This is a genomic window from Pseudoalteromonas sp. T1lg10, from assembly GCF_002964545.1.
Lineage (GTDB): Bacteria > Pseudomonadota > Gammaproteobacteria > Enterobacterales > Alteromonadaceae > Pseudoalteromonas.
The window spans coordinates 141,890-161,183 of record NZ_PQBV01000037.1; the positions used below are offsets into that span (position 1 = coordinate 141,890).

The window sequence follows — 19,294 nt, forward strand, 5'->3', positions numbered from 1 at the left end:
AATATGGCAGATTTAAAAACCATTATTGAGCAGGCGTGGGATAACCGCGACGCCATTAGCCCAAGCAGCGTATCGAGTGAAGTCAAAGACGCCATTATCGCCGTACTTGAGCGCCTGGATAAGGGTGAAGCCCGCGTTGCCGAGAAGATCTCCGGCGAATGGGTGGTGCATCAGTGGCTGAAAAAAGCAGTATTGCTATCGTTTCGTATTCGCGACAACCAGGTGCTTGCCGACGGTGCCAATCAGTATTACGACAAGGTACCGCTGAAGTTTGCCGATTACACGCCGGAGCAATTCCAGCAAGAAGGCATGCGCGTAGTGCCTAATGCTGTCGCCCGTAAAGGCAGCTATATCGGCAAGAACGTAGTATTAATGCCTTCTTACACTAATATCGGCGCCTATGTTGATGACGGCACCATGGTTGATACCTGGGCTACCGTAGGTTCATGTGCGCAAATCGGTAAAAACGTACACCTGTCTGGCGGCGTGGGTATCGGTGGCGTGCTTGAGCCACTGCAGGCCAACCCAACCATTATCGAAGACAACTGCTTTATCGGCGCACGCTCGGAAATCGTTGAAGGCGTCATCGTCGAAGAAGGTGCGGTAATTTCCATGGGCGTGTATATCTCGCAAAGCACCCGCATCTTTGATAGAGAAACAGGTCAAATCCACTATGGTCGCGTGCCTGCCGGTGCCGTTGTGGTTCCTGGCTCTATCCCAAGTAAAGATGGCAGCCACAGCCTGTATGCCGCTATTATCGTGAAGAAGGTCGACCAACAGACTCGCGAAAAAGTTGTTGTTAACGCCCTACTACGTGGCGTAGAATAAGCTCTTCAAAAGCCTCCACAACCCGTGGAGGCTTTACCACTTCTATTAATTTATTCCATCCAACCTATAAAATTTGAAATATATACTTCACTGCGGTAATCATAGAGTCTGCTGCTCTTGGCTAAAGTACGCATCCTGTGAGGTAGATAAATGAACAAACGTACCTTTTTAAAAACCTGCTCCCTCCTTGGAGCTGGCTTGCTGGCCAGTACCGGGGCACAGGCTATTGGTATACCTAAATTGGGCGCTCAGGCCGTTATCAAACCCAAGGCGCTAAAAAAAGGTGGCACAATCGCCATTGTCAGCCCTTCTGCGGCGACCGTAGAGCTCAAAGAGCTGACCTTGGCACGTCAGCTGGTAGAGGCCCTGGGATATAAGGTTAAGCTGGCCGAGCATGTACTTGCTCGCCGTGGCCATTTGGCGGGAACCGATGCCCAGCGTGCGGCGGATATCAATGCCCAGTTCGCCGACCCCGAAGTCGATGCGCTCTTTTGTCTGCGCGGTGGCTCAGGCGCGGCCCGTATTCTCCCCCTACTCGACTACCCAAGTATCGCTGCCAACCCCAAACCCTTATTGGGTTACTCAGATATTACCGCGTTGCATAACGCCCTGCTCTCCCAAACGGGCCTGATAAGTTTTCACGGCCCCAATGCAAGCAGCGATTGGAATCCATTTAATGTGCAGCAGTTCCAACGTCTGTTTGAACAGCGCCAGCGCATGCACTATATGAATTTACCCCGCGGTGAGGACGAGCTGGTGAACAGCCGCTATCTAACGCAAACCATTAATCCGGGGCGCAGCAGTGGCCGCTTAATTGGCGGCAATTTAACCGTGCTCACGGCCTTGGCAGGCTCTCCCTATTTACCTAGCTTCGATGGCGCCATTTTATTTTTGGAAGACACCGAGGAAGCCCCCTATCGTATCGACAGAATGATGAGCACCTTAAAGCTGATGGGCGCGTTGGATAAGCTCAGTGGCTTTGTGTTTGGCGATTGCAACCTGTGTAAACCTAATTCTGGTTACGGGTCGCTGAGCCTGGATGAGATTTTCGCAGATTATATTAAGCCGCTGGACATACCGGCCTATCGCGGGGCCATGATAGGTCATGTGAAGCAACAGTTTATCTTACCCGTGGGCGCTCGGGTTACACTCGATGCCGATGCCGGCTCCATCACCCTGGCCGAGTCGGTGTTTAGCTAGGGGCTTTTCAGGCACAAAAAAGCCCCTAACGGGGCCTTGTGCAAATATTTTCTTAGGCTGAAATGGCGGTTACCCAACCTAGAATTGCATTAAGACAACCAATACCTACGAATACCGCGAGAAATGCAGCGAAATATTTGAAGTTGAAAGGGTCTTTAAAATCACCTTTATGCGCCATAGTAATTACCTCTTAAACACGACAAAAAACGGCGCATATAGTAATCTAATATCGGCTATCAATCCAGCGTTAGCACTATGCTTCTTTGTGCTAAGTCCGCCAGAATCTGCTGTGCCCCAGCTTGCAGTTGGGCTTCACTGAAGCTCGGTGCCTGCTGTTTGAGCAGGGAACATAAAGCGCTAAGGCTAATACCGGGATGTTTATCGAGAGTATCGAGTAACAGCGCGGTCATGGCATTGAGGGCCAAAAATTGCACCTCATCATCCCTATCACGATAAACACAAATATAGCTTGGCACCTGATCTGGGGCAGTCGGTTGGTTATCAACCGAAATGGTTTGCACCGGATAGTGATAACAGACCACCTGCGCACATTCGCTTAAATATAAGGGCTCATCCTTTACGGTGGCGATGGCACGATATTGGCCCTGCACCTTAGCTGTAGCCACCGCAAGCTCGACCCATTCATAATGAGCCAGCTCAAGTAAAAACGCGGGATCGCTGGCCTGAGGCGTATATTCTTGCGCCAAAAAATCCACAAACTCTTTTGAGATATCAAGAAAGTATGGGGATTGCGCCTGATGTTGAGCAAAAAAGGCGCGCACCAGCTGCTGCCATTGCTGCGGTTTATAAAGGCTATGCAAGACAGGGAAGCCACTTTCTAAAAAGCCGTTGACGTTATTAAAAAACAGCTCACGGTAGATTTTCATGCGCCGCTCTTCGATATCCTCAGGCTTGGGGTTGGCCTGTGGATCGCGAATATAGTCACTGAATTGCTTTTGCACCTGTTTAAACTGCATCTTTAGGCTCGCTGCTGATTAACTAAAAAAGGCTTTTGCAGCTCGGCTATGGTATCGAGCTCGGTTATTAACTGTGGCAAGGGCGGAATATTAAAGTCACGCTCAAGCAGGGTTGGGTGCACACCATGACATTCATAAGCCTGCTGTAGCAGACGCCACACCGGATCTATGACATCGGCACCATGGGTATCGACAATTAAATCTTCGGCCTCGTTATAGTGACCTGCCACATGGATATAGGCGATGCGCTCACTGGGCAAACCTTGAAGAAAGGCTGTGGCGTCATAGCCGTGATTTACCGAGTTCACATAGATGTTATTTACATCAAGCAGGAGCTGGCAATCGGCCGCCGCCAACACTTGGTTAGTAAATTCCAATTCCGTCATTTCTTGCCCGGGCGCACCGTAATAAGAAACATTTTCCATTATCAGCGGTCGCTCTAAAATATCCTGCACTTGACGAATGCGCGCCGCAACATAGTCTACCGACTCACAGGTAAAGGGAATGGGCATAAGATCATACATATGGCCACCGGCGGAGCAATAACTTAAATGCTCGCTATACATACGAATATTGTGCTCATCAAAGAAGCGTTTCAGGGCCTTGAGAAAACTAATATCCAGGGGGTCCGGCGAGCCTATCGATAAGGAAAGGCCATGACAAATAAAGGGGTGACGCTCGGTCAAGGCTTTAAATTGCTTACCCAGCTTGCCGCCAAAGGGCAACCAGTTCTCGGGCGCGACTTCCATAAAACCAATTTGCTCGGGAATATGGGTGAGCATCTCCTCTACCATCTCGCGACGCAGCCCAAGGCCAACCTTACCTATGTCTGTGGCATGGGATTTCATCTCGTACTCCTAGGGGGTTCCTAAAAACACAAGCCGCGTGTGACAGCGGCTTGCATAGGTCTGACTTTACCTCAGTGCTTATGCGCTGTGGCCGCCACATTTACCTTCTTTCTCGGCTTTGCCTTCACCGCACTTGCCTTCTTTCTCGCCTTTTTTGGCCTTGCCTTCACCGCATTTACCTTCGCCACACTTACCTTCTTTTTTGGCCTTGCCTTCGCCGCATTTACCTTCGCCGCACTTACCTTCTTTTTTGGCTTTGCCTTCACCGCATTTGCCTTCGCCGCACTTGCCTTCTTTTTTGGCTTTGCCTTCACCGCATTTACCTTCGCCACACTTGCCTTCTTTTTCGGCTTTCTTGGCTTCACCGCAGCGACCTTCTTTTTCAGTCTTACCTTCACCGCATTTGCCTTCACCGGCATCTAGCTGATAACCAGCTACCATTTCTTGCATTTCGAATGGATTTGCCTGGGCATCGGTTGCTGTCATTGCACCACCACCGGCAACAACTGCGCCTAAGGTCAATGCAATTGAATTTTTCTTTAATGTGTTCATGCTCTTGCTCTCTCTGTGTTAGTAGCTGTCAAAATAGGTAGACCCGACTTAATGGCGGATGCTTTCACTAAGATTAGATTAATTTTGTAATCAGATCACAGACTTAAATATGAACTGATAATGCTATTTTATCAATAGCCTAGTTCAGGTTAGAATACGCGGCCAAAATTTCCTATAAGGTCAAACATGAAACTTATCCTCGCACCCATGGAAGGCGTTGTAGATTTTAAAATGCGCCAGCTGCTGACCGACATTGGTGGCTTTGACCTGTGTGTGACCGAGTTTGTTCGTGTTGTTAACCAGCGCCTACCACGACGCGTGTTTATGCGTTATTGCCCAGAGTTACACAATGGCGGCTATACCCGCGCCGGCACACCAGTGCGCATCCAACTGCTTGGGCAAGACCCATATTATTTAGCTGAAAATGCCGTTAAAGCGGTCGCTTTGGGCTCCCACGGCATAGATTTGAACTTTGGTTGTCCGGCCAAGACGGTTAATAAAAGCAAGGGCGGTGCCGTGCTTTTGAAAGAGCCTGAGCAGGTCTATCAAATCGTTAAGGCAGTGCGTGATGCGGTGGATAATGAGCATATTGTTACCGCCAAGGTTCGACTTGGCTTTGACGATGACTCCCTAAGCAGTGAGATTTTCGATGCCGTAGCCCAAGCCAAGGCCGATGGTATCGCCATACATGCGCGTACCAAACGGGACGGCTATCGCCCACCGGCCTACTGGGACAAGATAGCACCTCTGCTGGCCAGAAATACCAATATGGAAGTGGTGGCCAACGGCGAGATTTGGGATCTTAAAGATGCCCATAACGCCCGCATCCAAAGCCAGTGTCAACACCTGATGCTGGGCCGCGGAGCCTTGGCCATGCCCGACCTGGCGGCCTGGATAAAAGCAGAAGATTTAGGGCAACCCCACCGCCGCTTGAGCTGGCATGATGTTATCTATCATATAGTGCACTCGTCTATGCATGACGATGAGCTGATGTCAAAACGCTACTTCGCCAATCGCACCAAGCAATGGTTAGGATACTTAAAACGCACCTATAGCCAGGCCGATGCCTTGTTCGAAGATATCCGTCGCCTGCATGATAAAGATGAAGTATTGGCGGTGTTAAAACACCATAGTGAGCAAGCGGAGCATTAACTCACTCTTTTTCGCCTTTAGTTGATCACGGTCATATCGACACAGCCATTTACTGGCCACAATAAAAGCTACCTAAGTAAAACAGTGGATTGTGCCATGACTATCGAGACGCTCGACTTTGAATCGAAAGTAGAGGTGTTACTCGCGCAAGTGCGTGAAGAACTTTTAAATCGCTTGCGCTATTCCACCCTCAGCCATGAGAACGAGATATATCAAACCTTGGCAGCGCACCCAGAATGGGATTGGGTAGCGCATCTTCGCGATAAATCCGGACCCACCTATAAAGATCTTGTGGATAGACTGGAGCGGTTAGAGGCAACCCAGTGTCAATTCGATCTCGGGCTATTCGGCTTTTGCAGCGATTGCGAAGAGCCCATTGAGGCGGCCCGCCTTTTAGAAGACGTGACCACCCAACGCTGCGAGCAGTGCGAGGCACATCTTAAAGCTCGTTAAGCACGCCTGCATAAATAAAGCTTTGCCCTGGGTGGGTTAAAACCTGCATCAAGATGCGCGTTGCCACCCCGGCATCTATTCCCTTCTTGGCCAAGGCGGTATAGACAAAGTGTTCGTTCCACATATGAGCATGTACGCCTAAGTCAACTTCCATCCATATTAACGCCATGCGGCGCTGTGACGGGCTCAGAGACTGCTCTTTAGCCCATCCCCTTAGGTCGCCATAGTTTTGCCGCCAATCAAGGTCTGGGAGCAGCTGGGCGCTGTCTCTGCTTGGCAAAGGCTGCACATCCGTATCTTTTAGGCTCTTTTGCTTGCCTTGAATATGAGTAAACCACTGGATTGGAGAGCGCACCTGGCCGCTATAATAATTAATTTTTGCCTGATACCACTGGGCACCATTGGGCAACTGGGACAAACCCAGTTGATTGCGAGGCGTATACTTGTCTAAATAGGCCTCCAAGCTGGTAATGGCCTTGTTGAGCGCAGGCTCTATACCCTTGCCTTTAAAATGCCCTAACTGGGCCTGAATATGCGCCACTTCAACGGCATTAAGGAAGATTTTACTCTCTTTCGCCAGCTCCAGGGTGTGCTCAACATAAGTCAACCACCCGGCCAAGCCGTGCTGCCACTGAGGGTTTTGTAAGGCTGTGGCATCGACATCGATTTTTGCCGCCATAGGCCAGGGTTGATAACGGCGGACAAAGCGTTCTTCGGTGATTAAATAGTCCAAGGTTTGCGCTTGCGCTGGGGTTAACTGTGAGCGGGCTATGGCATTGTAGATATCATGACGTTGCTTTAGATACTGCTCGGTATAGGGCCAGAGCTGGCTGGTATCGCTTGATTCGCCACTGAGTCTGGCATTGAGCTGCTGCAAGGCTGCAATAGCCTGTTGTGAATTTAAGTCAGGCGCATCCGAGCACCCTGCCAATAACAATAAACCTACCGATAAAATTCGCTTGATCATAATCCGCTCAATGCTGTTATAAATATAAAAAAAGCCCCTAATGGGGCTTTTTATGATCACATGCTGTGATTAAAGACTTACGCCGTTGCGCTGCGCCTTATCCTTAATGAAGGTCTTCCAGCTGCGAGCAAACTTGCTTGTGCTTGGATCTTCCGCTGCTTTGGAGATCGCCGCATAGGCTTGTTTGTATTTCTCTTGCTGTAAGTAGGCTTCGGCTAGGTCCGAATAAATCTGACCTTTCTTATCCGAGCCTAAATCAAGCGCTTTATTTAATAAGGCTACCGCCGAATCAAACTGTTGCTCCTGTAAACGCAATGAACCCGCCTTACGGAAAAGCTCGGCATCGTTATCAAACTTTGCTGCTTCTTCGTAATACTTAGCCGCCGTCTTAATGTTTTTCGCATTATGATAGTAGCTGGCAATTGCCGTTACATTTGCTTTAGTACGCTCAACCTTACCGTCATTGACTGCTTTTTCCATATGGAAACCGGCTTTGTAAGGTATGCCAACGAAAGAGTATAGCTGGGCCAGTACCTTGTAGTCTGTCTCAGACTCAAGGTAGCCGTTATCGTAAGCTATATCCATGATATTAAGACCTTTTTCATAGTCTTCTACCTGCATATAGAAACGACCTAGGTTAGTCCAAGACTTTTTGTCTTCGGGCCAACTTTTAACCATACGCTCACCAACTTTTACTACGTTCTTGAAATCTTTCGTCTCGTAGTAAGCACCCATAAGCAGCGAGAATGGTGCCTTTTTAGGCTCATTGTTCGCATCTAGCTCAATGGCGCGTTCAGCTGGTTGTACTACGTCTTTAAACTGTCCAAGCTCATAGTTAGCCTGCGCAATACGCGTGTACACTGTGGCATCTTCTTGACCGGTAAAGTCCATCCACTCTATGTAGGCTTGCTTCGCTTCTTTGTACTTTTTGGTGTTAGCCAATAAGTCACCAATCAGCTTCATTGACTGCTCTTGGTCGTTGAAGTTAAGCACGTCAGGCTTAACCGCATCGCGAATGTGCTTGATCGCTAACTGAAAGTTGTCTTTTTGTGCATACAGCTGACCTAAATAACGGTCTACCGTAGCTTTATCGAACGTATCAGAAGGGTCTAGCTCTTTCAACTGAGCAATGGCACCGTCGATATCTTCCGCTTCATAAAGCTCAAAGGCTTTAACCACTTTTTTACCAACGCGCTCACCCATGACCTTGGTCTTAGCGTTTTTGCGCTTTTCGATCTCCGCATAGTTCGGTGCAGCCAACGCTGAAGTGCTGACTACGCCGCCCGATACGGAAATTAGCAGAGCGAGTGCAGTAACTTTCGATAGATTTTTCATCTCTACACTCTCCTTACTGGTCTTGGTTCAGTTTAAAGTCAAGCTGTACTGTGATGCCAGGCTGCTTCATTGGCTTGCCATCAACAACTTTTGGCTTGTACTTCCATTTACGCAATGCGCGCACAGCTTCGCGGTCAAAGATACGTTTAGGTTCTGCATCGATAACCTCTACGTCTTCTACACCACCTAGCTCGTTAATGGTGAATGAAAGTTGTACCCAACCTTCTTTACCATCACGTGCGGCTTGCACAGGGTATTTAGGTTCAATTCGCACAAGAGGTGTAGCATCACCATCTCGGCCAAACGCACCTGGGCCACTTAGTCCACCGGCAGAACCACCCACGTTAACACTTGGCATATTAAAGCCTAGTGCGCCAGCATCAGGGTTGCTGTTGTCTGGCTGTGGCGGCTGCGGCTTAGGCGGCTGCTTAGGCGGAGGAGGCGGCGGTGGCGGTACACGTTTGCGCTCCTGAACCTTGGATTCAGGTGGATTCGTCATAATTTCGACAACGATCTTCTCTTTCTCGTTAGCGGCGCGTCCGTCTCCTCCGGAGATCAGATACGCCATGAAAAAGAATAAGCCGAAAGTAACTGCCCCACCTGCAATCAGTGAAAACAGAAAACGAATCATTACTTTTCTCCAGCGATGGATATCTTATCGATACCTGCAGCTTTAATTTGGTCCATTACCTTCACAACAACACCGTGCTTCGCTTCTTTATCCGCTTGGATAATTACGATTTCGGTTGGTTGCTCTGCTAATAAACGTTCGATATTTGCAGCTACACGCTCGGCATCTACCTGACGCTTATCCATCCAAATTTCACCATTAGAGCGGATAGCGATGAAGATATTTGCATTTTTCTTCTGAGTCGCTTGCGCTGCTTCAGGTTTATTTACATCAATACCAGCTTCTTTAACGAACGAAGTAGTTACGATAAAGAAGATAAGCATGATGAATACGATGTCTAGCATCGGCGTCATATCGACCGCTGCTTCTTCTTCTTCACGAAAACGTTGTTTACGTGCCATATTCAAATCTCTCTCTAGTGATGAGGCAAGCTATCGATCAGCTTTTCTTTAGCCATTTTTGCACGTGCTTCAAGACGTGTACTAAAGAATACACCCGATAGTGCCGCAACCATTCCAGCCATTGTTGGGATTGTTGCCATTGAAATACCTGATGCCATTAGTCGAGGGTTACCAGTACCTTGGGTTGCCATGGTTTCGAAAACCGCGATCATCCCCGTTACTGTACCCAGTAGACCGATTAACGGACATACAGCTACCAATGTCTTAATCAACAACATGCGCTCATCTAATTTTTCAGACGCTTCAGAAATCCATGCATCGCGGATTCTGTGTGCGTACCAAGACGTAGTGTCTTGGCGGGCGTCCCACTTGGCTACGATTCCTTTTTTCATTTTCGGAAACTCAGCAAGTAGGAACCAATAGCGCTCAATCATTAAAACCCACATGAGGAAGAGTGCTATCGCGACCACGTATAAAACCTGGCCGCCTGTGCCAACAAAATCCCTGATAGATTCCCAAATCTCCATCAGGACTAGCATTAGGCTTTCTCCTTCTCCGCGTGAGCAGCGATAATACCAGCGCTTTGCTCATCAAGAATGTGGATGATTGATTTACTACGACCGGCAACAACAGCGTGTACTAGGATTAGCGGAAGTGCCGCGATTAGACCTAGGGCTGTAGTTACTAGAGCCATTGAGATTGAACCAGCCATGATCTTCGGATCACCTGTACCGAATAGAGTGATCTGCTGGAAGGTGTTGATCATACCAACAACGGTACCAAGTAGACCTAGTAGTGGTGCGATAGCAGCCAAGATCTTGATGATGTTGATACCCATTTCGATGCGAGGCGTTTCACGTAGAATCGCTTCATCAAGCTTAAGCTCAAGGTTTTCAACGTCTTGGTTTTTGTTGTCTTGGTAAACTTTAAGGATACGACCAAGCGGGTTACCTTCAGAAGGAGCGCTGGTGTTCTTAAGTTGACTCTTGATCTTACCTGAAGTGATTGTTAGGTCTACTAGACGAACAATCGCGATTAGGAAACCAATCACTAGTAGAATAGCGATGATGTAACCTACTTCACCACCTTGGTGGAAACGCTCTTCAGGAGTTGCTTTTTGCGTGTTTAGACGCAAGATTGAACCACGAGTTGGGTCAACGTAGAAACCAGTGTACGCGTCTGCAGAAGTACCGATAAGTGACTTAGCAGTGTCAAGTACGTAACCGTCTGGTTGACGACCTAGTGGTTGAATCGACTGAGTGTCGCCTGAGTAGATCAGGTAACCTTCGTCTGTGATCAGGTTGAAGTTACCGATACGAGTTACTTGCTTAGTTGAGATTGAACCATCAAGCTCAGAAACTTCAGCTTCGAAAGAAGATACTTTCGCAGACTCGGTCATTTCAGTTTGTAGGGCAATCCAAAGCTCTTCTAGTTCACGAGTAGTTGGTAGCTCTTTAGCCGCCGCTAGTGAACGAAGGATCTCAGCACGTCCAGGCTTTTCAGCACTTACTAGTGATGCTTCGATTGAACCGATAGTTTCTTGTGCCGCACGACGTACAACACCGAACATTTCACCTAGGGTACCTTTTGCATTTTCAAGTGCAGTTTCTTTTTCCGCTAGAGTGATTTCGTTTTGTGCGTATTCTTTTTGCAGACGCTCACCACGTGCTTTTTCAGCAGCTAGTTCACGCTTTGCAGTGTTAAGAAGCGCTTGCTGGTCAGCACGAGCAGCTAAGAACTCTTGCTCACGTTGCTTGTTTAGCTTGCCTTCAGAGATACGCTCTTTCTTTACTTGCTCAAGGATTTGGTCAAGTACTTGCGTGTTTGCGTGGGCATTAAGCGCAGCACCGGCAGAAACAGAAAGTACTGCTGCAACAGCAAAACCTTTAAATAGTTTCTTCATTATCTATTACTCCGCGCCGAAGATTGGTAGTTTAACAAGATCCGGAGCCGCTTGCTTACGGGCCATACGGATTGTCTCTTTGATAGGCTTCAAGAATTCGTCGCCTAACTCTTCCCATTGCTTAGTAGTGTTGTTCCACACCCAAGCGTTCTTCTGGTCGAAAGATTGTGCTACATAAGCGATACGACCCAGACGCGCGAAGTCTACAGAGATATCACGACCGTCGATGTTCAGGCTACCTTGGTTAGCAACCATAGTCGTGCTGTAGTCTTTCTCTACCATGTAGGCTTCAAGAACCTGACGGAACTTCTCAGAAGTCGTCACAGAAGCGCTAGTCATGATGTCGCGAAGCTTCTCAACACGCTCCATACGCTCTTCAGTGTCAAACGGAACGTCCGCTTTGATGAATTGCTCAAGCGTATCGATCATGCGATACATCAAAGGCACAACGTTTTGTTTTGTTTTGTCGATACCAGCGATCTGACGCTCCAAAGACTCGATTTGTGAGTTTTGGTCATCAACAAGACGCTGAACGTGGTCGTTATAGACCTTCATGATTTCTGTTTCATCTACAGTAGAGCGGTAATCAGCGATTAGCTCTTGTGTTTGACCATAGATGTTGTCGATTTTAGTTTGAGACTTAACAGCAGCCGTTTGAATAGTTGCACCAGCTTTGTGCAAGTCATTCAACGGATCTGCCATCACATTGTTGCTTGCAAGTGCAGCTGCGCCAACCAACGCAGAAGCTACAAGACTCTTTCTGATTTTAACAGACATAGTTCCCAACCAATTAAGTAATGTTACTTTTTGAATTTTTATCGGCCCACCTAAAGTGAGCCAACCTAGGTATCTTTATAGTGATACCAACTAGCCAATAATGCTAAAAGCTTCCGGTGCTGTCAACTTGATGTTCATCGCAATTTTCCTTGCATTCGTCTTATTTCTTCATATGAAACATAAAATTAACACACAACTTATCTATATAGCCCAAAATGCCTAGCCCCTTCTGCACTTTGGAAATAAAAAGTTAATATAAATACCCTAACAATTGACATAAAATTTAAATTATTAATTGTCCTGTGACAGCAAACCCCCCCCTTTTCGACTCAAAATCAATAGCAGCAACAGGGATTTTCGCCCACTAGGTGGGTTTAATATTTTTCTGCCCGAGCCACCTAAGCTGCATATCTATACTTAAATTTAGCGCAAAGAATGTCCAATCGCGCTATAGGAATTTATTTTATTTATAAAGTTTGAATTCGAGCCCTAACCGTGGTTGAGCTCTAGCAATAGAATCATTCAACAAATTCGTCTGGATTGAAGCGGCATCAATATTTATTATCTGTCACCTGAAATCGGAAAGAAGTGTCGTCGCACTTTGAGCACCGAATGTGTTTAGACCATTCAAACTACTCACCCAGCCGTCGGCAATAGTGTCAAAGGTAGAATAGAACAGTAGCTCCATAGTATTTAGTCTGCTGTCCTGCTTCTTTGCGTGGACGGCGAAACAGATAAGGATGTTACGGACAAAAATGGGGATCTGATAAATGTACTTGATTACAAAATATATAATGAAAATAATTTCAGCAGATTGGATTGTTAACAAACTGATAAAAGGTAAATTAACTGCTCAAGCCCGTTAGCCGTCAGCCCGCTCATTATTATATTTTCGCCCCACTAACTTGTATAAGTTTAGCAATGATAGAGCCTCGCCACTCCAGGTTTTGAATGTTAACTTCCTGAATGAATGGTAGATTAGGTATTGATGGAATAAGGGCATGCTCACACTCTTTTGCCGCATTAAATTGCGCTACCATTCTTTCGACATATCGTTGACACTCAGAAAGATAATCAACAACCAAATCCAATTTTATCTTGCCACTTACCGCTAGCTCACAGCCATCTACAAGCTTTTTAAGTACATCACTAGTAGCGCCAAACTGACCTTTTCGTAACTGGTCTCTAGCAGCCTCAGCAACCACCTTAGCTTCCTCTAGACTTGGATTAACAGAAAACTTGACCCGTTGCAAAAATGGATGAAGCTCTTGAATTACATCTAATGAGTCTTTGGAGTAAACAGATTCTGTGCTATGGCATAAGAAGTACCAATCGAATTTATTTGCGCTAACTCTAATTAACTCCTTTAATGCTTGATTTGTATCTGAGTATTCAATACCAAAGTTAGACACAATGATATCAAAAGAGTTTTCTTCGAAGGGTAAGTCTTCTATCAGTACACCACCACTTATTGGATAAGGTGCCTCACCGCTATACGGGATGTTTGCAGCATCAACACCTTTAACGCACGTAGTTAAATCTATTTCTAGATCCTCAAGGGCCCTGCCTATATAACCCGAACCACAGCAAACATCCAATACGTTTTTATTTGGAAATGGTTGCTGTGAAAATATCTCTTTCCATACACCCTTTACGTAGCCTTTTACTTCTATCGCTGTTTCGCTAGGAAAACAGTCATTATGGCCATCCGCCCAATATGCATCCCACTCTGTCATGTAATCACCTTTTATCCATTAATACCCGTTTTAAAACGATAAAGAGGGCTCCACTTCACTACCAGCTAAAATAGAGAAAACCGCTTTCAATGGACATATCCAACTCACTCAAAATAAAAAGGCCAGATTAAAATCTGGCCTTTTTCATAGCTTTAATACTTAGAAGCTAATGCGATAACCTGCAAATACTTCACGGCCTAAGTGACCTTGAATGTAAAGCGTGTCATTTACCCATAGACCGTCGTCATCACGAACGATACCTTTATCAAATAGGTTACGAGCACCTACAGTAAACGTACCGTACTGACCAGCGTGGTACTTAAGGTTAAGGTTGTGAACAACATATGTTGGGTTGTGGTTGCTACCAACATAACGGAATTTAGATGCATCAGTACCGTCGCCTACATCTAATACTGAATCTTCGTCAGTTGAAGCAATCACGTCAGTAGTCCAGCTTGCAGCAAAGTCGCCGATTGAGTAATCAAGTTTAAATTGACTTCTCCACTCAGGCAAACCAGGTTGACCGATAAAGTCTTGCATTGGACCACCGAAGTATACATCGCCGCCTGACTCTAGAAGGTAAGTAGTTACATTACCAAGCGAGAAGTTACCGAAACCTGTTTCAAGGTTGTAGTTAACGTCTACGTCTAGGCCTTTACGTGTCATGATCGCACCATTTTCAGAGCGAGTAACAACGTCTTCAGTAATTGAACCGTCAGGGTTACGGTCTAAGTTAACACCTGGGTAAGCAGCTTCAAACGCGTCCAACTGACCAGCTAGTTCAATATTGATCAAATCCTGAACTGTGATATCAGAGATTACGTTAGTCACTTCTAGGTCGAAGTAATCTACTTTAACAGAGAAGTTTTCGATACCAGAGTACACAACACCCATGTTGAAGTATTCTGATTCTTCAGGACCTAGGTTGTTGTTACTTTCTTGTAGGTTATCAAACTGACGGCTGCGACAGCTTTCTACCGGGATTTCCTGTAGTTCACAGGCTACGTAATCAGTTGCGCTTGTCGCACTAAATGACGTTTGACCTAGAAGCTCAGATAGCGACGGAGCACGGAAACCTTCAGAGTATGAAGCACGAAGTAAGATATCATCCGTAGGACGGTATTCTACTTTCACACTTGGTGTACCTTGGCTGCCGAAATCGCTGTAGTCATCGTAACGATACGCGGCGTTAACGATTAGGTTATCAAGGATTGGCATTGAAATTTCATAGAATACAGCTGTAGTATCACGTTCACCTTGGGCCGTGTTACCTGCTGAACCACCGATTAGACCGGCTTCTGATTGGGCATCGTATTTTGAAGCGAAAGACTGGTCAAAGTATTCAGCACCTAGGTAGTGTTGAATTTCGCCGCCACCAAGCTCACCTAGTGAGAAGCCTAAACCACCGAACCAGTGATCCATTTCATTTTGGTCTTCTTGGTACGTAGTAGAACGCATGTTGTTAATGCCGACTTCTGAACCAAGTGGGATATCCAATAGTAGGTTAGTGTAAAGACCTGCATAGCTTAGGTAGTAACGACCTACTTGACGATAGTCAAGTTTCGCTTTGTGGTATGTAAATTCCCACTCGATATTATCATTTAGAAGACCTTTCAGACCTACCATGTAGTCTTGTTGATAGTCAGTTACTAGACCGTCACGGTTACCAATTTGGTACCAACGGAAGTAACCGTCAACAGGCTCGTCATAGGCGTTATGTTCGTTGCCCACAGGGATATCATCCCAACCAGCAGCAGGTGGTGCATAACGACCGAATGAATCATTACGGCTTAGCATTGCACGAGCAAATAACTCTACATCATCAGCAATCTCGTAAGTAGCACTGGTCATTACAGAGTCACGGTTTGTAGATGCCATGTTCGCTGAAACGTTAGCGAATGCGAAACCACACACTTCACCACCACCAACACCACCAAGTAATGAACCTTGGTCAAGTGAACCTACGAATCCAGGTACGTTTGCAGCTAGGTCATCACAGATTGGTGTTGCTTCTAAGTCACCGTCAGGGTTTACGATAGTTGCACCGTAGTAGCTTACACCCACAGTTTCGTCATAGATAGAAACTAGGCCGTCACCGTCAAGATCTTCCCATGAAGCCGCTGTGTAATCACGATCGCGGTCGAAAATTGCACCTTGTTCTTGGTGGTCATATACGAAGGTAATGTTACCTTTGTCTGAAGAGATACCCATAGCAAGAGACATCTGCTTGCTGTCAGCACCATCAGCACTTGGACGGCCGATTTGGATATCGAAAGTAGCGCCTTCATAATCTTTTTTCAATACTACATTGATTACACCGGCAATCGCATCAGAACCATAGATAGCTGACGCACCATCTTTAAGGATTTCAATACGCTCAATGGCTGCCATTGGGATTGAACTAAGGTTAGCAGAGCTACCGCCAAGTGACGGAGAACCAGCCATACGACGGCCATCAATAAGAACTAGGGTACGGTCTGAACCAGCACCTAGTAAACTTACTGTAGATTGAGACTGGGCTGAGCTACCAGATGAAGGAACAAAAGAACCAAAGCTGTTTGAAGTAACGCTTCGTAGGGCGTCAGCTACAGATAGACGGCCTTGCTTTTCAAATTCAGCTGAAGTAATTACTTCAATTGGGCTTGCGCCTTCCATGTCGGTACGCTTGATGCGTGAACCGGTTACTTCAATACGCTCAACTTCTTCAGCACTGTCTTCAGCGGCCATAGCCGTAGCTGAAATACCAGCAGTTGAAGCAGCGCCAAAAACTAGCGCTAAGCGCACTGATTTTGCAATTTTGCTGTTTAACATTGGATTCTCCCTGGGTCACATTTTGGTGTGACTAATTATTTTTTGTTGTGAACAACTCTTAGCGAAATGTAACAAAATACACTTCCTAAAGAGATACTAAACAATTTGAGAAATACTGGTCAACAGCAAATTAACAACAAAAGCATAAAAAACAACGTTAAATAAACAAACTATTGCTTTATGTTTCCAAAATAAGCTTAAAAAACAACAATCTAAATATTCAATTACACAAGTGTAATCGTTATAAATTATTTTGTTACAGAAGCGGGAATTGTTTGCCCGAGTGGCCGTAATTAATGGTAATTCCAAGGCCCTGAAGGTCATCAATAATGGGTCTTAATTGCTTTTCCAAATAATGTTCTAAGTCCAGCGGTTGCGAGGTCGGCAGCAGCTTAGGCCCTGACAAGGTGATCACATAGTGAACCCAGTCGCCCTTGCTTAACCCCTTAACAGAGCCCCGCGCCGCCCGGACATGAGGAGGGATAGCTTTTGTATACTGATCAGGGTCTTTACCCAAGCGTTTACTATAAGTAAGTAGTTTCACATCATCGCAGTGGTGCAACTTATCTAGATACTCTGCAACCACCTGTTGCAGGTCACCACCTGTAAATAAGGCATTAAATAAATCTTGTTGGAAATCCCGGGCGAACTGCGTCCAATCGCTACGCACCGACTCCATTCCTTTAAACACCAGACGATAATCCGCTTGTGCTAACAAGCCCGCATAACGTTTTTTGCTGCCAATATCTTTATGACGAGCTTTTGGCATAAAAAATGGCCTATACAAACTCTCATACTCTAACTCGAGATAACTGGTTAAGTTTAGGTTGTTTTTTAATCTATCACGCCATTTTTGGTTAATTTTTGCTACCAAGTCCGATGCAACGCGATGACTTTGCGCTTCATCCAGGTCCTTGGGCAGGGCCACAAAAGTTGAATCCGTGTCGCCGTAAATAACGGTAACACCCAAGTCTTCAAGCCACATTTTGGTGGTTTGCATAATTTCATGACCGCGCAAGGTGATGGAGCTTGATAACCTGGGATCATAAAAGCGACATCCCTTTGAACCGAGCACGCCGTAGAGACTATTCATAATAATCTTGATCGCCTGCTGCAAATGATGATCACCCTGGTTTTTAGCGCGTTGACGCGCCTCGGCTAAATTGGATACTAGTTGCGGCAGGTGGTGCTCGGTGCGGGAGAAATAAGCATGGTTAAACCCCGGCACACTGTCTTGCGGCTGCTGCAAACCCAGGATAAGCGCCATGGGGTCGATACAAAAGGTGCGAATAATGCTCGGATACAGACTTTTAAAATCGAGCACGGCAACATTATCGTAAAGTCCTGGTGTGGAGTCCATCACATAGCCCCCGGGACTGTCGAAGCTCAGGCCATGATCGCCCAAGTTGGGGGCGACATAGCCACTGCGATGCAAATGGGGAAGATACAGGTTGCTAAATGCCGCCACCGAGCCTCCAAGGCGCTCCAGAGGCAAACCGGTTAGCTGAGCACGGGCTACGGCAAATTCGCACAGTTCCAGCTTATTGAATATCGCCAGCACCAACTCACTGTCTTTGAGGTTGTATTCGGCTAACTTGAGTTTATCGTGATGGAAAAGATGCTGTATGGCGCCAAGTTTATCTCCCTGCTCTAGCAATTTACGCTCTGCGAGCACCTCGGCGGCGACATTATCCAGGCTGTAACTGCCAAAGTGATAAGTGGCATTTTTTAACATATCAATGCCATCGAGTACCACCCGCCCCGGTACTATTAGCTTATTAACCTGACCGCCGCGCCAGATCATAGCTTCACCATCGCGTCCCAGGGTGAGCTCAATGCCCAATTGCTGGGCACGAAAACACAAAAGCTGCATATCAAAGTCGGCCACATTCCAGCCGATAATTAAGTCCGGATCTAAATTTTTAATTTGCTTAATAAGCGCATATAGAAGCGCAGCTTCGTCTTCTACGTAATCAAGCCAAGGTTGCTCCGGGCCTGCACTTGGACTTGGGCCTATCATAATCACCTGGCGGCTGTGCTCACTCACCAGGGCCACACTATATAAAATGCCCTCGGGACTGCACTCCAAGTCCAGCGATAACATGGAGAGCTTGGGACGAAAGCCATCATTAGCTTTAAAGCGCGCGTTACGAATTAAACGGTTATCACCGCCGGACGCTTCGCCTTGCACCCAAACACCACCTCGAATAAAGCGCTCCATTAAAAATTGTTCTTGCGGGCGGATATCATCCTCATAGAGTTCGATACCCTGCTCACGCAGTAACTCTCGGCCCTGGTAATAATCTTGCAAGGAAGAAAAATAAAGCGCACAAACTGGCTCACCCGCAAATGTTTTAAGCGTCAAAGCACGTTGCTGATACCGACTCTGCAGAGATGCCAAAATGCGTTCTGCGCTCGCACTATTTTTTTGCGCGATAAAAAACACCGCCTTTTGCGCCGTCGATATGACCTTGACCGGACCACGCTCGGTAGCCAGCCAGGCAACATAATAAATACCATGGCGACGCTGTTGCGTTTGCATGGAAAGGATAAAACCGGCGGTGGCGGGGTTAGGCGTAGACAAGGCGGGTTCACTCAAACATCAGATATGGCACCAGTGTAACCAAGCAGCGCCATAATTACAGCAGCTAAAGATGCCAAGTAGCAGACTGGTCGTTGACTAATCCTTGAGTCTTTCTTCTAGTCCCCCTAGAATATCAGCA

17 protein-coding genes are annotated in these 19,294 nt (G+C 46.6%); 4 read left to right on the forward strand and 13 right to left on the reverse strand.

Features of this window, described 5'->3' with window-relative positions; genetic code table 11:
• Positions 1 to 3 precede the first annotated feature (3 nt).
• Both dapD and C2M17_RS09370 read left to right on the forward strand, forming a co-directional pair.
• Positions 4 to 828, forward strand: coding sequence for a 2,3,4,5-tetrahydropyridine-2,6-dicarboxylate N-succinyltransferase (gene dapD, locus C2M17_RS09365; RefSeq protein WP_105200846.1), 825 nt, complete (start codon positions 4 to 6; stop codon positions 826 to 828).
• A gap of 150 nt (positions 829 to 978) precedes the next feature.
• The gene (locus C2M17_RS09370; RefSeq protein WP_105200538.1) at positions 979 to 2,028 is read left to right on the forward strand and encodes a S66 peptidase family protein; all 1,050 of its coding nucleotides are present in this window, start codon (positions 979 to 981) and stop codon (positions 2,026 to 2,028) included.
• Positions 2,029 to 2,264: 236 nt separating this feature from the next.
• Here the strand turns inward: C2M17_RS09370 and C2M17_RS09375 are convergent, their stop codons facing one another.
• The 3 genes from C2M17_RS09375 to C2M17_RS09385 form a co-directional block, all read right to left on the reverse strand.
• Positions 2,265 to 3,005 carry an HvfC family RiPP maturation protein gene (locus tag C2M17_RS09375; RefSeq protein ID WP_105200539.1) on the reverse strand — a complete coding sequence of 247 codons (741 nt, stop codon included), beginning with the start codon at positions 3,003 to 3,005 and terminating at the stop codon, positions 2,265 to 2,267.
• A 2-nt stretch (positions 3,006 to 3,007) separates the two neighbouring features.
• Complete coding sequence (locus C2M17_RS09380) at positions 3,008 to 3,853, reverse strand: HvfB family MNIO-type RiPP peptide maturase (protein ID WP_105200540.1); 846 nt, start codon at positions 3,851 to 3,853, stop codon at positions 3,008 to 3,010.
• Between the two features lie 78 nt (positions 3,854 to 3,931).
• Complete coding sequence (locus C2M17_RS09385; RefSeq protein WP_105200541.1) at positions 3,932 to 4,405, reverse strand: HvfA family oxazolone/thioamide-modified RiPP metallophore; 474 nt, start codon at positions 4,403 to 4,405, stop codon at positions 3,932 to 3,934.
• Between the two features lie 186 nt (positions 4,406 to 4,591).
• Here C2M17_RS09385 and C2M17_RS09390 point away from each other — a divergent pair, with 186 nt between their 5' ends.
• Together C2M17_RS09390 and C2M17_RS09395 are read left to right on the forward strand one after the other, a co-directional pair.
• Positions 4,592 to 5,557, forward strand: a complete 966-nt coding sequence (locus C2M17_RS09390) for a tRNA-dihydrouridine synthase (protein ID WP_105200542.1) — start codon at positions 4,592 to 4,594, stop codon at positions 5,555 to 5,557.
• A gap of 96 nt (positions 5,558 to 5,653) precedes the next feature.
• A complete protein-coding gene (locus C2M17_RS09395) occupies positions 5,654 to 6,010 on the forward strand; it encodes a TraR/DksA C4-type zinc finger protein (RefSeq protein WP_105200543.1) in 357 nt (118 codons plus the stop codon).
• Here C2M17_RS09395 and C2M17_RS09400 read toward each other — a convergent pair.
• The 10 genes from C2M17_RS09400 to C2M17_RS09450 form a co-directional block, all read right to left on the reverse strand.
• The gene (locus tag C2M17_RS09400; protein WP_158684004.1) at positions 5,997 to 6,977 is read right to left on the reverse strand and encodes a hypothetical protein; all 981 of its coding nucleotides are present in this window, start codon (positions 6,975 to 6,977) and stop codon (positions 5,997 to 5,999) included. The two genes, C2M17_RS09395 and C2M17_RS09400, sit on opposite strands and share 14 nt — an antisense overlap.
• Positions 6,978 to 7,046: 69 nt before the next feature.
• On the reverse strand, positions 7,047 to 8,312 hold the full coding sequence (locus tag C2M17_RS09405) for a tetratricopeptide repeat protein (RefSeq protein WP_105200545.1): 1,266 nt from the start codon (positions 8,310 to 8,312) through the stop codon (positions 7,047 to 7,049).
• Positions 8,313 to 8,325: 13 nt separating this feature from the next.
• Positions 8,326 to 8,943, reverse strand: coding sequence for an energy transducer TonB (locus tag C2M17_RS09410; RefSeq protein ID WP_105200546.1), 618 nt, complete (start codon positions 8,941 to 8,943; stop codon positions 8,326 to 8,328).
• Complete coding sequence (locus C2M17_RS09415; protein WP_105200547.1) at positions 8,943 to 9,344, reverse strand: ExbD/TolR family protein; 402 nt, start codon at positions 9,342 to 9,344, stop codon at positions 8,943 to 8,945. Before C2M17_RS09415 ends, C2M17_RS09410 begins: the two co-directional genes overlap by 1 nt.
• Before the next feature lie 14 nt (positions 9,345 to 9,358).
• Positions 9,359 to 9,883: a MotA/TolQ/ExbB proton channel family protein gene (locus tag C2M17_RS09420; protein ID WP_105190820.1), complete on the reverse strand. Its 525-nt coding sequence runs from the start codon at positions 9,881 to 9,883 to the stop codon at positions 9,359 to 9,361.
• Positions 9,883 to 11,247 carry a MotA/TolQ/ExbB proton channel family protein gene (locus C2M17_RS09425; RefSeq protein WP_105200548.1) on the reverse strand — a complete coding sequence of 455 codons (1,365 nt, stop codon included), beginning with the start codon at positions 11,245 to 11,247 and terminating at the stop codon, positions 9,883 to 9,885. Before C2M17_RS09425 ends, C2M17_RS09420 begins: the two co-directional genes overlap by 1 nt.
• A 6-nt stretch (positions 11,248 to 11,253) precedes the next feature.
• A complete protein-coding gene (locus tag C2M17_RS09430; protein ID WP_105200549.1) occupies positions 11,254 to 12,024 on the reverse strand; it encodes a DUF3450 domain-containing protein in 771 nt (256 codons plus the stop codon).
• 884 nt (positions 12,025 to 12,908) lie between these two features.
• Complete coding sequence (locus tag C2M17_RS09440; protein ID WP_105200551.1) at positions 12,909 to 13,760, reverse strand: class I SAM-dependent methyltransferase; 852 nt, start codon at positions 13,758 to 13,760, stop codon at positions 12,909 to 12,911.
• Between the two features lie 159 nt (positions 13,761 to 13,919).
• Complete coding sequence (locus C2M17_RS09445; RefSeq protein WP_105200552.1) at positions 13,920 to 16,571, reverse strand: TonB-dependent receptor plug domain-containing protein; 2,652 nt, start codon at positions 16,569 to 16,571, stop codon at positions 13,920 to 13,922.
• Between the two features lie 256 nt (positions 16,572 to 16,827).
• On the reverse strand, positions 16,828 to 19,155 hold the full coding sequence (locus C2M17_RS09450; protein WP_233997955.1) for a DNA polymerase II: 2,328 nt from the start codon (positions 19,153 to 19,155) through the stop codon (positions 16,828 to 16,830).
• Between the last annotated feature and the right edge of the window lie 139 nt (positions 19,156 to 19,294).

Coding starts and splice junctions, on each gene's coding strand:
- C2M17_RS09420 (WP_105190820.1), bottom strand. CDS start 9,883: ATGCTAGTCCTGATGGAGATTTGGGAATCTATCAGGGATTTTGTTGGC.
- C2M17_RS09405 (WP_105200545.1), bottom strand. CDS start 8,312: ATGAAAAATCTATCGAAAGTTACTGCACTCGCTCTGCTAATTTCCGTA.
- C2M17_RS09410 (WP_105200546.1), bottom strand. CDS start 8,943: ATGATTCGTTTTCTGTTTTCACTGATTGCAGGTGGGGCAGTTACTTTC.
- C2M17_RS09370 (WP_105200538.1), top strand. CDS start 979: ATGAACAAACGTACCTTTTTAAAAACCTGCTCCCTCCTTGGAGCTGGC.
- C2M17_RS09385 (WP_105200541.1), bottom strand. CDS start 4,405: ATGAACACATTAAAGAAAAATTCAATTGCATTGACCTTAGGCGCAGTT.
- C2M17_RS09445 (WP_105200552.1), bottom strand. CDS start 16,571: ATGTTAAACAGCAAAATTGCAAAATCAGTGCGCTTAGCGCTAGTTTTT.
- C2M17_RS09380 (WP_105200540.1), bottom strand. CDS start 3,853: ATGAAATCCCATGCCACAGACATAGGTAAGGTTGGCCTTGGGCTGCGT.
- C2M17_RS09430 (WP_105200549.1), bottom strand. CDS start 12,024: ATGTCTGTTAAAATCAGAAAGAGTCTTGTAGCTTCTGCGTTGGTTGGC.
- C2M17_RS09390 (WP_105200542.1), top strand. CDS start 4,592: ATGAAACTTATCCTCGCACCCATGGAAGGCGTTGTAGATTTTAAAATG.
- C2M17_RS09375 (WP_105200539.1), bottom strand. CDS start 3,005: ATGCAGTTTAAACAGGTGCAAAAGCAATTCAGTGACTATATTCGCGAT.
- C2M17_RS09400 (WP_158684004.1), bottom strand. CDS start 6,977: ATGATCAAGCGAATTTTATCGGTAGGTTTATTGTTATTGGCAGGGTGC.
- dapD (WP_105200846.1), top strand. CDS start 4: ATGGCAGATTTAAAAACCATTATTGAGCAGGCGTGGGATAACCGCGAC.
- C2M17_RS09395 (WP_105200543.1), top strand. CDS start 5,654: ATGACTATCGAGACGCTCGACTTTGAATCGAAAGTAGAGGTGTTACTC.
- C2M17_RS09440 (WP_105200551.1), bottom strand. CDS start 13,760: ATGACAGAGTGGGATGCATATTGGGCGGATGGCCATAATGACTGTTTT.
- C2M17_RS09415 (WP_105200547.1), bottom strand. CDS start 9,344: ATGGCACGTAAACAACGTTTTCGTGAAGAAGAAGAAGCAGCGGTCGAT.
- C2M17_RS09425 (WP_105200548.1), bottom strand. CDS start 11,247: ATGAAGAAACTATTTAAAGGTTTTGCTGTTGCAGCAGTACTTTCTGTT.